Origin of the sequence: Verrucosispora sp. NA02020 (assembly GCF_013364215.1) — a bacterium.
GTDB lineage: Bacteria > Actinomycetota > Actinomycetes > Mycobacteriales > Micromonosporaceae > Micromonospora.
The window spans coordinates 782,424-797,752 of record NZ_CP054923.1 but is presented as its reverse complement, the minus strand read 5'-3'; the positions used below and the strand labels follow the sequence as shown (position 1 = coordinate 797,752).

2 protein-coding genes (1 of these 2 only partly in view) are annotated in these 15,329 nt (G+C 72.6%); both read right to left on the bottom strand.

Annotated elements, in window-relative coordinates; all coding sequences use genetic code 11:
• Positions 1-14: 14 nt before the first annotated feature.
• Entirely contained in the window at positions 15-2,135 is a 2,121-nt protein-coding gene (locus tag HUT12_RS03480) for a hypothetical protein (RefSeq protein ID WP_176092456.1), read from the bottom strand.
• Between the two features lie 64 nt (positions 2,136-2,199).
• Positions 2,200-15,329, bottom strand: partial view of a hypothetical protein gene (locus HUT12_RS03475; RefSeq protein ID WP_176092455.1) — the end only. Its footprint extends 38,359 nt past the window's final position; the window shows 13,130 of its 51,489 coding nt (coding positions 38,360-51,489); the start codon falls outside the window, past its right edge; it ends in the stop codon at positions 2,200-2,202.

Here is a 15,329-nt window from a genome sequence, read left to right as displayed (position 1 = left end):
GGGTGACCTCCCGTTCAGTCGCCGGGACGGGCTTGTCTGTCCGGGTCGGGACAGGTCATGATCGCCTCCTGGATCTGTGTGAGGGGTTCCCGGTGGCCCTCGGCCACCAACGGCACCAGCGCATTGATCTTGCGGATCCAGTTCGCCCGGACCGCACCGCCGCGCGGCAGGTCGTCCTTGAACGCCCAGATGGCGGTCGTCACCTCGTCGGCCGACCGGTTGCCCTCGATCAGATCGCCGATCGCGGCCAGGATCGCGTGGCTGGCCCGGTCGTCGAACGACACCCCGGCCAGGTCGGCGAGCATCGGCGCCATCGCGCCGAGTTGCGCTGCGGAGCCGGCCGCGCCACCGGCACCAACCGCACCACGGGTGCCCGCCGCGCCGCCGGGCCGGGCCGGGCCGTCGAGGAGCAGGGGCTTGGCCAGGCTGAGCACCGCGTGGTAGCCGGCGAGGGACGGAACCCGGTGCACCGCATCGCGCAACTGGGAGTGCTGGTCGGGCAGGGCCGGGCCGGCGCGGTCCAGCCCGGACACGATGGCCTGCGGATCGGTCAGCGAGGCGGACAGGAACGACACCACCGGGACGGTCGGCGGTGTGAACGCGGGAGCCCGGCGCAGACCGGTGGCCGCCTCGATCAGGTCCACGCTGAGCGCGTCCACGACGGGCGGTGCCGTCTGGCCACCCCCGCCCGGGGAGCCACCCGGTCGCCGCGCCGTCCACGCGCTGCCCAGGTTGAGCAGCGGCATTCCGCCCGCACCCGGCGCGGAGAGCCCGGGTGCCTCGTACACCAGTGGCGCGCCGTACTCGTCGAGCACCCTGGTGAGTTCCGGCGACGCGGACGCGCGGGTGTAGACGACCGGCACCGGGTCATGACCGCCGGCCAGGACCGACTCACCCAGGTGCACGAAGAGACGCCGGTTCAGCAGCGACACCTGCTCCGGGGCGGGACGCCGACCGGGCCGTTCGGTGGCCAGCACGATGATCGGCTGGTCGAGGTACTCGGCCGCCTCCGCCAGTACGCCCAGGTCGTGTGTGGACACCGCCGTCGCCGGGCCGATGATCTCCATGACCCGGCCCGTGCCGTCGGCCGCCTGCCAGCTGTGGAGCGCGACCTCGTTGCGGGTGGTCTCCGCCCAGGAAGGTCCGGTGGACACCGCGGCCGAGCTACCAGTCGAAGCCGCAGCGATCTGGATCAGTCGCTCCTCGACGCTCACCGGCTCCCCGGGGTACAGGGCGAGTCGGATCCGGCCGGATTCGGTGGCGGGCAGCAGCACCGACCCGTCCGGGCCGAGCAGCGAGAGGTTGCGGGCCCCGTCGTTCACCGCCAGATGGATCGACTCGCCGTCCGGGCCGTCCACGACGACCACGGCGTGTGCGCCGGCACCGGCCTGGTCCATCCGGTACGCCAGGTCGACGTACCCGGTCGGCTCGTCCACCCGCTCGGCTCCGGTCGCCGCGAGGGCGTCGTCGCCGGAGGTGAAGCGCAGGCCGTGGGTACGCAGTGCCGCGCGGTGCCGGTGGTTGGTCAGCGCCGCCGGCAGGCCGACCTCGACACCGTCGGCGGAGAAGACGATCCGCCCGGAGAGGTACGGCTTCCCGGACAGCATCTCCAACGCCCCGGCGGGTACGTCCGCCCAGGGCGACGGCTCGCGGTGTGCCATCGGCGCCAGCCGCACCGTGACGCCGGTGCCGGGGGCGGTGATCCGGCCCTCGGCGTCCAGGTCGACGACGCGATGCGGCCCGTACGGCACCGGCTCGTCCGTCGTGCCGTCGCCGTCGAGCTGGGCACGCAGCACCTGCGCGGGAAGTCGCAGGTCGTCGGCCCACTCCGCCAGAGCCGGCAGGGTCACCGGCCCGGCCGACTCCGGCCAGTGCACCGGAGTCAGGTCGAGGTCTTCGGCCGACTGCCGGGCCAGCATGCGACGCAGCAGCTCCGAGTCCTCCTGCGGGAACAACGGAGTGGCCAGTGGGCCGGAGACCCGGGCAGCGGCAGCGGCCCACTGGAGGAACGGGTCGTCCGCCGTGGGGATCTCGTCGGTTACGACCGCCATCGCCCCGCCGGGCAGGAACACCGTACGTCCGTCGGCGCAGAGCTCCGCCATCGGACGGGTGATCAAGGGAAGGTGGGTGACCACGCCACGGCTCCTCATCGTCTCCCCGTGACCGTGGCATCCCGGACGGGACGCGCGACAGTCCCCGTTATGGCCGCCGGGACGTCCCCGGCGGGCAGACGAAGAGCGATCGAGCGAGCGCGGCTAGCTGTTCGTGGTGCTCCGGCCTGCTCAACGCCAGCGTGCGGATGTACCGGCCCGCGTCCAGCTTGTGCGCTTCGAGAGCGACGACGAGTTCGACCGGCATGGCGTGCTCGCCAGGCACGCCGTCGAGAATGGCACGGACCCGGTCCACCAGGGCTACCGCCGCACGTTCGGCGTCGGAGAGGGTCGTGCCGTAGACCAGATCGGAAAGCGTTCGCATCACCTTCGAGCTTCCCCCGCCGACGGAGCGGAGCAGCATGTTGGTGCGAGCTGCGGCCACGCCCATCCCGGCAGGCGGACCCGATCCGCCCACCACGAGCGCAGGATCAGCGGCGGGTCTCGTCAGAACCCGGACTCGCCCCGCCTCCCGCACGGACGGTGAAGATGCCTGTCGAAGGTCGGCGAGCCGAGCGACATCGCCGGCCCGCGCCAACCCGCCGAACGCTGACCGGGCCAGGGCGACGAGATCGACGACCTCGGCAGCCGGATCGACGCCGCGCCGGTCGGCGCTCAGCACTACGTTAACCAGTGCGCGCATGTCGACTCGAGCCACCGGCAGGGCCGTACCGGCAGTCGGGCCCAACCTTGCGACTTCGGCCGCCAGCCTGGGTCCGGCCAGCCAGCGGTCTCCGGTGATCGTGACGAGAACCTGACTGAGACGAGTCACGGAGTGCAGGGCGGCCGCTGAAGCGCCGATGCCGAACACCTCCACCGTGTCCCGGGCCAGGTACCTGATCCTTTCCAGGATCTCGCCTGGGAAAACGACGAGGAGGCGGATCATCGAACGGAGGTGTACCTGCTCGATCCTGCCGAGCGACGGGAGGTCACCCCTCAGCAGAAACTCGACAGCTCGCTGCACATCAGACATGCGTGTTAATGACAGATCTGCTGGCAGAACCGTCAGCAACCGGGACATCCCAACCACGTCTGACTCTCGAAAGTGCGTGCCGAAGATGCGCTGCGCCAGCGAGCGCACCCGCTCGAATCGGGCCCGGGCCGCCCACCGGTCGACCCCTCGACCGAACGCGGCGACGGCATCGACAACGATACGGGCCCGACCCTGATCGGCATCCAGCTCACCACTCAGGCCCTGAGAGCGCAGGGTCGGCACCGCTTGGTCCAGCCGGGCGAGGTCGCCCGCTTTCAGGGCGTGTCGGAAGACCCTGTCGGCCCACATCACGAAGTAGCGCAGCGCCGCCCTGTTCCGTGTCCGGGTGTCAGCTCGCCTGACCAGTGAGTGCAGCACCATCAGATCTGCTTCGGACAGAGGGATCGACGGTGCCTCGGGGCCGAGCAACCGGCCGACCTGGTCCTCGATGAGTGGCCAGGAGGCTGGCCGCCGGTCGTGCCCCAACACCTGGAGCAGCACACCCGTCGTTTCGAGGTCGTCCTTGGTGAACTCCGGGCCGAACAAGGCCGCGGTGGTGTACGCGACGTCGTGCAGCACCTGCTCCGCGTCACCGCCCGGTTCGTTGTTCAACCTCGTCTCGGCGGCCAACGCCGGGAGGCGGTACTCACCTCTGGCCAGTTCCTTCAACCGGTCGGCGACTCGACGTACGGGCACCCGCACCGGGGCGCTGTTGACACCGAAGAAGCGGTCACTGATCTGCGCAAAGCCCAACGGTGACCGCACCTGGTCGTCGGCGATCCGCAGCCACGCCTTCGGGAACCACCGCTGGACCTTGAGCAAGGCCGGTTCGTCGAGGCCGACGCCGCTGACGTCGACCAGATGAATCCGACGGCGTAGTCCCGGGTCGAGTCGCAGGTTCACGCTCTCCAGCACGCCCAAGGCCAGGACCGGCCGGTAACCGTGCGGAATCTCCTCCAGCACGTCGGCGATCGCAGACACATCGAGCCTGCCGGGGTGATCCTGCAGACCACCCACCATGCGCCGCACACCGGTCCACAGTCTGTGCAGGTCAGTCGCCCTCGGGGCGAGCAGGTCGAGCCGTCCCATCTGCAGGCTGACGTCGGCCTCCACCGCGTCGAGATCGACTCTGTTGATCAGGTTCAGGGTGGTGCGTTCGAGGACGACCTTCCGGTACCCGCGCCGCGCCCGTCGCCGGATCCACTCGGTGTCCTCGGCCAACTGCGAGCGGAACCAGACCTTCTGTGGGCTGATGGAGCGTGCTTCCCCAACGCGCAGCGCGACATGCACGAGATGTCCTTCGCCGGTGTCGACCTCGGAGAACTCAGTGCGAATGCCGAGCGTCTCGTCGAGCCCGATCAGGCGCTCCGGATCCGGCCGAAGGATGTTGTCCAGCACCTGCCGCAGCGTCACCTTGATCCTGAGAAGGTGCCAGTCCAGCAGTTCCCCCACTCGACCGGGCACCCGATTCAGCTGCAGCAGAAGGCCGTGGTGCGCGGTGAAGTGATCGGCGAACATCTGCTCGATCGACGCCGCATTCGATTCCAGGAACAGTCGCAGCTCGTACGGCAGCGCCATGAACGCGCTGTGCCACGTCTCCCGGGTTGCCCACAGCAGCATGTCCTTCATCCGCTTGTGCGGCTGGAAGATCGTCGTGGCGAGCGCACTCGCTCTCATGTACTCCTGAGCCAGGTAGCCGGCCAATGTCGTCACCAGGGACGGCGTGCCGAGAGCAGGGAGTTGCCCCCCGTTGAACTCCGTTGCCACCAGCCGGCCGAAGGAGATCCCCTCCTCGGCCAGAGCGATCGCCAAGGGAAAGCGCAGTCGGGCGTTCGCACGGTGGTAGTCGATCAGGTCTGCCAGGAAGGCGTACATGTCTTCAACCGGCACACCGTACGTGTGCTGGGCCTCGATGGCGTCCTGATAGGTCGGGACGAGGGCTGTGCGTCGGAAGACGGGATCCACCCAGTAGTCGGGGAATGCCTCGCCGAGCGTGGACGGTTGCCAGGTACGTCGGATCGCCTCGGTCACCGCCGCATCCACGACCTGCGGGTCTGCGCCCACCTCCTCGTCGTCGAGGACGAGTCCGGCCGGCTCGACGACCTCCAGATGCTCGCCATGTGGTCCGTCGGTGTCGAGTCGCAGCCCGGCCGCGGACGTGGCGATCTCCCGGGAATACCGAGGAGAGGTGTAGCCCGGGATTCTCAGCCTCGTCGGGAGCTCCCACTCCATTCCACCTCGCCCACCGCGCAGACGATTGACGACGCTCCAGCGGCCGTTGCCCGACCACCGGTAGTCCCGGTCCGGCAGGCCGGTCTCCGGTTCGAGGCCGTGCAGGACGCTACCGTCGACCTCCACCGGCACCGGCCGGAAGGTCGTGCCGATCGGCCTCTGCTCGGCGACGAAGATGACGGCGGAGGTCTCGAGCTGTGCCGCCGTCCGGCGCCCCAGCCGGACCGTCTCCCGTCGGGCCGTGTCGGCCAGCGCGTTCGTGCCCGACGCCAGCCGCGTCAGCTCGACCAGGGCACGGTGCCGGACGAGCGCGGACGCCGATCCCGTACCGGTCGCCGGCCCGAATTCCACCTCGTCATCAGCCGCCGTCAGCGATCGCGGCGGCTGCACCTGGAAGCGCAGCCCGAGCCGATGATCCAACTCGCCGGCCTGGGACCACAGCTTCGGGAACCACCGGGCACCAAGGCCGACCGGCCGGAACACCACCGGCCCGTCGAACGCGTCCGGGTCGGCGGCCCGCAGCCGGTCGAGCAGCACCGTCAGCCAGGCCGCGCCACCGGGTACCCCCACCGCCGGGTCCTGCTGCCGGGGTGCGCCGTCCTCCCGCGCCGGGTAGCCGACCACCACACCGTCCGGCGATGGCTCCTCGGCACGGACACCGCCGAGCGTCCACACTCGACTCTCGGACCAGGACCGCGCCGAGCCGATCCAGTCGTCGATTGTCGCGTACGTCTGCCGTACCCGCTGCGCCACCTCGTCGGCGTCGACCGCACCGGAGACCAGTTCCAGCGCCGTCACCAGCCAGTCGAACGCCAGCGGCTCGTCCGGCGCCGGTGCGGGCAGGCCCCACAGCCGGTGTACGAGGGCGGTGAGACGGGCCGGATCCACGCCGCCGGTCGGTCCGTCCAGGGCGAGGAGGCGTCCGGCTGCGGTCAGCCGGGGCCAGCTCAACCCACCGATGCCGTACGCGAGCGCGGCGACGAAACCGGCGTCGAGCAGGGCCGAGGGGCGGCGCGGGTCGACACCGACCGCCTCGGCCAGGTGTGACCAGGACAGGCGGACCGCAGGTGGATCAGTCGACGTGGTGGCCGCCTGGTCACCGATGGCGCGTACCAGGTCCGGCAGGCCGAAGGCGATGCCACCGTCGTCGCCGGGCCACTGGTAACGGCCCGGGTCGACCTGCCCGAACAGGGCATCGATCAGGTCGGAGGTGCCCGCTGTCGGTGCGAGCCGGTCGGGGAAGGCCGGTCGACCGGCCACCACGTCCGGAACCCGCAGCGGGTGCGGGTGGACGCTGTCGCCCCCGGTCAGGGCCCGGCTGACCCGGCGAGCCAGCACCACCGCAGCCCAGGGTGCGGGCTCGTGCGTCGGTCCCGCGCGCAGGGTCAGCTCGTCGTCGAGGCTCAGCCACCAGTCGTCGTGGTCGACGAGCGCGTAGCCGTCACCCCGGGTGGACGGCAGCGTCAGGCCCGGACCGGGCCGCAGCACCGAGTACGCCGCCGCGCGGAACGGCCGGAACTCGAACTCGGTGGCCGTCGCACCGAGGCTGTCCCACCCGCCGGCACGCAGCGGACGGATCCACCCCGATCGCACCGGCACCTCGGCCAGCGCATCGCGCCCCAGCAGCAGCGTCCGATTCCCGCCGAGTTGGTCGGCCAGTTCCACGGCCTGATCGGTCGTCAGCGGTGCCGCCGGCAGCACCTCCACCATCGCGTGTGCCCTGAGGCGATCGGGCAGCACGTCCAGCGCCGCCTGCACCGCCGATGCGGCGGCAGCCGCCCGGGCGTCCACCACCACCCGCAGGCGGCTCGGGTGCGCCGGGCGTTCCGGCAGGTCACCGAGGGCCTGGCGGTCGGGGCCGACGTAGAGGCCGTCGGGGCGGGCCAGCAGGTGTCGTCCGGGCGGTGCGGTGAGGTCCACGTCGGCCAGATCCACCCGCCAGTCCCGGACCGAGCCGAAGGCCGACGAGGTCAGCTCCAGCTCGTCCACCTGCGTCTGGGCCAGCGACGCGAGGTGCAGGGCGGAGGCGGTCGTCGCACGCTCCCAGGTCTGCTCGCGGGCGACACCGAGCCAGGCCAGCGTCCGGGGGCTGAAGCCGGGCGTCTCCGTCGCGTCGGCCAGTCGCCGGTCGGCGTCACGGGCGTCCTGGTGCAACCGCTCCCGGGCCGGTCGACGGACCGAGTCGCCGTGCTCGGGGTCGTACAGGTCCTGCCGCAGCGCCGTGGCCAGGCCGTGCCGGTCGTCGTCGACGGGCAGCGGGTTCGTGCGGGCCGCGTCCAGCGCGGTCTCGTCGGTCACCCCCTGCGTGACCTGCTGCCAGGAGCGGTCGTCTCCGGTGCCTGCGACCAGGCGGTACACGAGGAAGTGCTGCGCGGCGACCAGCACCTCCCGCCGCAGTCCGACGAGCATCCGGTCCGGCTCGTCCAGCACCACCCGCACGGTCCAGGCGGAACGGTCGAAGGCCACGCCGAGGATGCCGTCGGTGTCCGGCGGCAGCAGGTCGACCGAGGGCGACGGCATCTGCTCGACGGTGGCCAGGTGAACGACCAGTTCCCGCAGCGCGTCCTCGGCGGCGGTGACAGCGGCATCGCCCGCCCCCGTGACGGCCGTGCTCTGCCAGGCTCGCAGCAGCGTGTCGAAGTGGGTCCGGGCCAGGTCGTGGGAGGCCCGCTGCACCTCGGGAGCGGCCATGGCGAACCCGCTGGCCGGGTGCGGGGCGACCGACGGGGGCGGTGCCGACGGCTGCCCGACGGCCGGCACTCCGGTCAGCTCGGGTCCGATCCGCGCCGGATCGCCGCCGTCGGCCGGGTACCGCCAGAACGCCGCCAGATCATGCCGCAGCGCGTACTCGCCGGTCGGGTCGAACCCGACGTGCAGCGCCCGCAGCCGCCCCGGCTCACTCTGGACCCAGCCGTCGCTGGCGTACACGTCCACGCCCAGGATGCGGCGGAGCGTGTCGGCGAGGCGGGTGGACCAGGAGTCCGTCGCGCAGTCGCAGATCGCCAGCGCCAGCGGCTGTCCCCGCCGCCCCGGCGTCATCCGGATGATCTCGGCGAACCGGGCCACCGAGACGTGCCGGCCGTTGATGCGTACGCCTCGGGCGTCGCCGTGCAGGGCGGCCACGAAGGCGCCGGGGATGGCCGACAGCGACTGCGGCACGGCGGTTCCCGGGCCGCTCGCCTCGGGTGACCAGTACCGCCCACCGGGGAAGCCGACTCCCGCGTCAGCGAACTCTCCGCCGACGCCGCCGTACAGTGCGGGCGTGGACGGGGCCGGCAGGTCGCCGTCGTCCGAGGCGCGCGACGCGTCGTCGACCGCCCACACGTCGCCGGACACCTGGCCACCGACCCGGTCCTTGCGGCTGCCGCGCGATGTCGCAGTGGAATCCCCGGCCGTCTCCGGCGCGCTGCCCACCGCCGCCCAGGCCGCCGGCAGGTCCGCCACCCGGACCGGCAGGTCGCCTCGGGTGTTCTTGGCGTGCTCCACGGCCGCCAGCAGCCGCCTCAGCTCGCTGTCGGTGACCGTTGCGGAGTCGCCACCGCGCAGCGCCCACACCGCCAGGTCGAAGCGGTTGCCCCACTGGACCGGGCGCCTGTCCTCCGCCGCCAGCGCGGCCGAGAGTCGGCGCACCGAGGCGACCTGCGTGACGGTGGTCCGCGTGCCGAACAGCGCCCGCGCCCACACGCCCAGGGTGAGCAACGACTCCTGCTCGTCGCCGTCCGCCGGCAGGCCGTCGTTGAGCAGCCGGCCGAACCGTTTACGCAGGCTGGTCCCGTGTCGCAGACCGGTCTGTTCCGCCAACCAGCCCGGTGCGGCGTCCAACGGAGCGAGACCCGTCAGCCAGTCACGCAGTGTCCGCCGCCAGTTCTGCACCAGTTCCTGGGTGGCCGGGTTGCCGGGCGGCTCGAACGCCCACACCTGACGCCGGAGCCGCCGCGCGTCCGCGCCGGTCCCGCCGTGCGCGAGGATGGCCCGCGCCACCGCCCTGACCTCGGCGACGCTGCCCGTCCAGAGTGGGTCGTCGGCGAAGATCTCCCGACGTACGGCGGTGACAAGTTCATCCCGGTCCACCGACGGTCGGCCGATCTCCAGTGCCCGGACCAGGTGCACCAGGCCCGCCAGGTCCCCCGCCGTCGGCTGCGTATCGTCCGACGGGCCGAAGACGGACCAGACGGCTCGGAGGGTGTCGCGTACGGCGGCCACGGCGCCGTCGTCGGCAGCCTGCCGGATCACCTGGGTCAGCGCCTGAACGTCGACGTAGGCCAGTTGGAGCGGCCTGCGGCCGGCCGGCGCCTCCAGGCGACTCACCAGATCGAAGACGTCGTCCAGCCTGAGGTTCCATCGGCGAGGGCCGGACAGGAGGCCGATCAGGCGTCCCAGCCCGACCATGTCGTCGGCGGTGGCCGTCGGGCCGAACAGGACGCTGGTGTCCCGAGCCAGCATGTGGAGCATCTCCACCGCCTCGTCACGGAAGTGATAGAGGGTCCGGGCCAGCCAGCGCAGGTGTCGCGGCTCCACCTCGGAGATCCGCAGATGCTCGAAGATCAGTCGTCGGAACGGTGGGATCAACGCGGCCGGATCGTCGAGTCTCGGCCGGTCCGGCAGCACGGAAACCAGCCGTGCCGTACCGACGAGCTCCGCCGCTTTGGCCTCGTCGTCGAAGAGCCGCGCGGCAAGTGCCCGCACCTCGCGCAGCAGGTCGACCGTCACCGGTTCGCGCTTGTCCAGATCGGTGATGAGCGTGGCCGTCAGGGCGACATTGGTTCCGCGAAGCTGTGCCGGGTCGCCGCCGGTGACGGCGCTGACGGCCTGCCGCAGGTCGGTCTCCCCGACGAAGGTCCGCCCGGTGAAGACCTCGATGGTTCGACCCAACCGGGCCAGGCTGCCCTCGCGCGGCTCGGGGCCGTACACCCAGCGAGCCAGCGCCGCCGCCGCACGCAGAAGTGCGTCCGCCGCCCGCCGGTCGCCGTCGGCCAGCACCTTCAGCAGCCAGCGAACGTCCGGCACGGACAACGTCACGGTCCACGGCTGGTCGGCGGAGAGCCCGCCGACCGCCGCTTCGAGGTCACCCCAGGTCACCACGCGGTGCTCCGGGCGCAGCGCCGTCAGCAGCCCGGCGAGGCGCTCCAGGTCGGCCCGGTCGAACGTGGGCCCGGAGACCGCCGCGGTCAGGTACGCCAGATCGTGCAGCGCCTCCCGGGCGTCGGCGCCGGTGGCCGGGTCGTCGGTCAGCCCCAGACCGCGCGCGAACCCGGTCAGCCGGTGTCGGTCCCCGGCCAGCTCGTCCAGGCGCCGGGTCACCTCGCGCACCGGCACCCGGACCGGCGCGCTGTTGGCCCCCGCGAACCGGTCGCTGAGCTGCGCCCAGCCCGGTGGGAACTGGACCGGCTCGTCGACGACACGCAGTTCCGCCTTCGGGAACCACTGGTGGATCTTGGGCCACGACCGCTCGGGCAGGTCGACCGCGCGCAGGTCGACGATCTGGATCCGGCGGCGCAACGCGGGGTCGAGCCGCAGGTGCACGCTCTCCAGCACTGCCGTCGCCAGGTCGATGCGCCGCTGTGGCGGCACCCGGTCCAACACGTCGCCGGCCGCCGAGAGGTCGAGCCGGTCCGGGTGCTCCAGCAGCCCGGTCAGCAGCCGGAGTGCGCCCTGCCAGACCGGTCCGGGCCCGGCCGGGCCGCCCGGGGCCGGTTCACCGGACGCCACCTGGCGTCGCAGGTCCGCCACCAGGTCGGCCAGCTCGACGGTGGGCGGGGCGGCCGACGCCGTACGCGCGAAGGCGACCTTCTGGTATCCCCGGCGAACCCGCCGCCACAGCCATTGGCCGTCACGTTCGAGGACCGAGGAGAACATCGAGTGCGCCAGCCCGAAATTGCGTCCCTCGCCGATGCGCAGCCCGACATGGCGCAGGTGACCCTCGTTGGTGTCGATCTCGTCGGTGTAGGTCCGGATGTTCAGCGCCTCGGCCGGCGTGATCGCTCGGTCGGGGTTGGTGCGGACCACGTTGTCGAGCACCTGGCGCAGGGTGAACGACTTACCCGGCACCTCGACGTCCAGCAGGTCCGCGCCGCGTCCGGCCTGCGAGAGCTGTTCGGCGTGGTGGGTCCGGTATCGCGTGAGGAACTGCTCCTGCACCCACTCGGCGTGGGTGTGCAGGTAGCGCCGCAGCTCGGCCGGAAGCGCGGCGAGCGCGGCCCGCCAGGTCTCCCGGGTGGCCCAGAGCAGCAGGTTCTTCGGCCGGTGTTCCCTGGTGTGGTAGGCCGACGCGACCGCGCCCACCCGGGTGTACTCCTGCGCCAGGTAACCGGCCAGGGTGGTGGCGGGCGACGGCCGGCTCAGGTCCGGCTTCACGCCGCCGTTGAACGCGGTGGCGACGTACTCACCGAAGACGAGGCCCTGCGTGGTCAGCGCGGCGGCCTTCCCGAACGCCTGGTTCCTGGTCTGGTCGTGGTAGTCGACCAGGTCCCCGAGGAACTCGTGCATGTCCTCGACCGGGAAGCCGTAGTTGTGTTGCACGTACGGCTGCCCGGTAAGCGGGGTGAGCGGCATGTCCCGCATCTCGGGTGCCACCGTGTAGTCGGGGAAGAGGGAGCCGAGCGTGCCTGACCGGGCGGCGCGTCGGACCGCCTCGGCCGTGGCGGCGTGTACGGCCGCCGGGTCGGCCCCGACCACCTCGTCGTCGAGCACGAGCAGCGGCGGCTCCACCACCTCCAGGATGCCGCCGGCGTCACCGTCGGCGTCCAGCCGGAGCCCCTGCGACGAGCGGGCGATGTCCCGGCGGCCTCGCCCTCGGCCCGGGTCGGTGCGTTTGAGGAGGACCGGCAGCTCCAGCTCCCGGGCTCCCCGCCCGCCGCGCAACCGCAGGATCGGCTCGGCATGGGCGCGGGGAGGCTGCACCTGGAAGCTCTGCGACAGCCGGTGGTCGAGTGCGGCGGCCTGCCGACGCAGTTCCGGAAGCCACCGGGCGTCGATGCCGACCGGTCGGACCACCACCGGGCCGCCGAACAGGTCGGGATCGGCGGCGCGGGCCCGGTCGAGCAGGACCGTCAGCCAGCCCGCCCCACCGGGCACACCGATCGACGGATCCAGGGGTCGCGGCCGGCCGTCGTCGTGGGCCGGGTAGGCGATCACCACCGCATCCGGCCACGGGTCCTCGGGACCGGCATCGCCGACCGACCACACCCGGCCGCCGAACAGCGGACGGGCCGAGTCGATCCAGGCGTCGACCGTCGCGTAGAGCTGCCGCCTGCGGTGAGCCAACTCGGCGAGGTCGGCGGCGCCGGGCGCCAGCTCGACGGCGACCATCAACCAGTCCCGGGCCAGCGGTGTGTCCGGGTCCGGGTCGGAGAGCCCCCACAGCTCGTGCAACAGGGCGTTGAGCTGGGCCGGGCTGCGATACCAGGCGTCCGCCGGACCGGCGGAGAGCGTGCGGTCGAGGGCGACGAGCTGCCGGACAGCGGTCACCCGGGCCGCGGTCAGGCCGCCGATGCCGTACGCGAGCGCGGCCACGAACCCGACGTCGAGCAGCGCCAGCGGGTCGCCGGAGTCGACGCCGACGGATTCGGCCAGCCACCCCCATGCCTCGCGGGCCGTGTCCGGCGGCGCATCCGACGCGACACTGGCCAGGTCACCGAGCGCGTACACCAGGTCCGGCAGCGCGAACCCGAGATCGCCGGCACCGCCGGACCAGACGTAGCGTGCCGGGTCGACCGGGCCGAGCAGGTCCGAACCGGCGGACGACGTGGGCATCGGCGGCGGTGCGGACACGTCGTCCGGCGTCCGGAGCGGCGCCGGGTGGAGGTCGTCGCCCCCGGCCAGTGCCCGCGCCACGCGGCGTGCCTGCGCCCGCGCAGCCCACGGGGCCGGGCCGGGCACGGTGCCGTCCAGCGACAGTTCCTTGTCCAGGATCAGCCAGTGGTCGCGCTCACCGGCGAGCCGGTAGGTCCCGTCCGACCGACGCGGCAGGTGCAGGGACGGGCTGAGGCGCAGCGTCGACGGCGGTGCGGCGTCCCTCGGGCGGAACTCGAACTCGGTGGCAGTCGCCACGAGGCTGTCCCAACCTCCGGCGCGAAGTGGCCGGACCCGCTCCGACCGGGCCGGTACACCGGTCACCGCGTCCCGGCCGAGCAGCAGGGACCGGCCGGAGCCGCCGAGCCGGTCCGCCAGCTTGATCGCGGTGGCGGTGTCCAGCGGTGCGGGCGGTAGCAGTTCCACCATCACCCGGTCCGCGAGGTGACCGGGCAGCGCCTGCACCGCCGCCCGCACCTGCCGCCGTGCCCGGCGGAGCGACCCGGCGTCCCGGGCGTCCACCACCAGGCGCAGCCGCGACGGATGTGCCGGGCGGTTCGGTAGCTCACCCAGCCGCTGCATGTCGGGGCCGACGTACAGGCCGCCGGGCCGGGGCAGCAGCCACTGGCCGGTCGGTGCGTCGATGTCGGCACCGAGCAGGTCGGTGTGCCAGTCCCGGGCCGAGCCGAGCTGCGACGCGGCCAGTTCGAGCGCGTCCGCCTGGGTCTGCGCCAACGAGCTGCGGTACGACTCCACGGCGTGCGCGAGCCGCCGCCACGCCTCGTCCCGTGCCTCCGCCAGCCGTCGGCGTACTCGCGGGCTGAACCCGGGGACGCTCCCCGCGTCGGCCAGCCGACCGTCGGCATCGCGGGCCGCCTGGTGCAGCCGCTCCCGCACCGGGCGGTGGACCACGTCACCCTGCTCGGGGTGGTGCAGATCGTGCCAGAGTGCCGCGGCCAGTCCCGACTGGGCGTCCCCGACGAACAGCGGGAACCGGCGGGCGTGCAGTGCGACCCGGTCGGCGGCCTCCCGACCGGCCTGCCAGTCACCGGTTCCCGCCATCAGGCGGGACACCAGGAAGTGCTGCGCCGCCGCCAGCACCGCGCGCCGTAGGTCAACCAGCATGCGGTCCGGCTCGTCCACCACCACCCGCACCGTCCAGGCAGCCGGGTCGAAGCCGGCGGTCGGGCCGGTCGGTGGCAGAAGTTCGACCGAGGGTGACGGCATCTGCTCGGCGACGGCCAGGTGGTCGGCCAGTTCCTGCAACGCCGCCTCGGCGGAGGACACGACCGCATCAGTGTCGGACGTCGACGCCGGCTCGGCAGGTGCGACGGCCGCCCCCGCGACGGCCGTGCTCTGCCAGGCGCGGGTCAGCGCCTCGAAATGGGTCCGGGCCAGGGCGTGTGAGGCCCGCTGCACCTCAGGGTCGGACAGGGGGAACCCGCTCGTCGGGTCCGGGTCGAACGGCTGCGGCGGTGCCGGAAGAGCTCCGGTGGCCGGTACGGCGGTCAGGTCCGCCCCGACCTCGACCGGGTCACCACCGTCGGCCGGGTAGTGCCAGAACGCCGCTGGCCGCAGCGAGATCCTTGCGGAACCGTTCGGGGCCGGCTGGTCGAGCCCTCGCTCGTGGTCCGGTTCGAAGCCCACGTGCAGGGCCCGCAACCGCCCATGCCCGGTCTCCGCCCAACCGTCGCTGGCGTACACGTCCACCTGCAGGATCCGCCGCAGCCTGTCGGCGAATCGGCTCGACCAGCTGTTCGTGGCGCAGTTGCAGACCGCCAGCGCCAGCGGCTGCCCCCGCCACCCCGGCGTCTGACGGATGACCTCGGCGAAATGGGCCACCGAGACGTGCCGGCCCCGGATCCGTACGCCACGGGCGTCGCCGTGCGTCGCGACCACGAAGGCACCTGGGATGACCGGCAGTGGCGGCACCCCGGCGATGTCCGGGCCGTCCACCTCGGGCGGCCAGTACTGTCCACCGGGGAACCCGATCCCCGCGTTCGCGAACTCCCCTGCGGCCGGTCCGTCCAGATCACCGACGGTCTGCGAGGCAGGCAGGCCACCGTCGTCCACCGACCGGCTGCCCGACTCGGCAGCCCACACGTTGCCCGGAACCAGGCGGGCGACCTGCTGCTTGAGCGACTGACGCAGATTCCGCAGCGAGGTGGCGGCCTCCTCGGTCT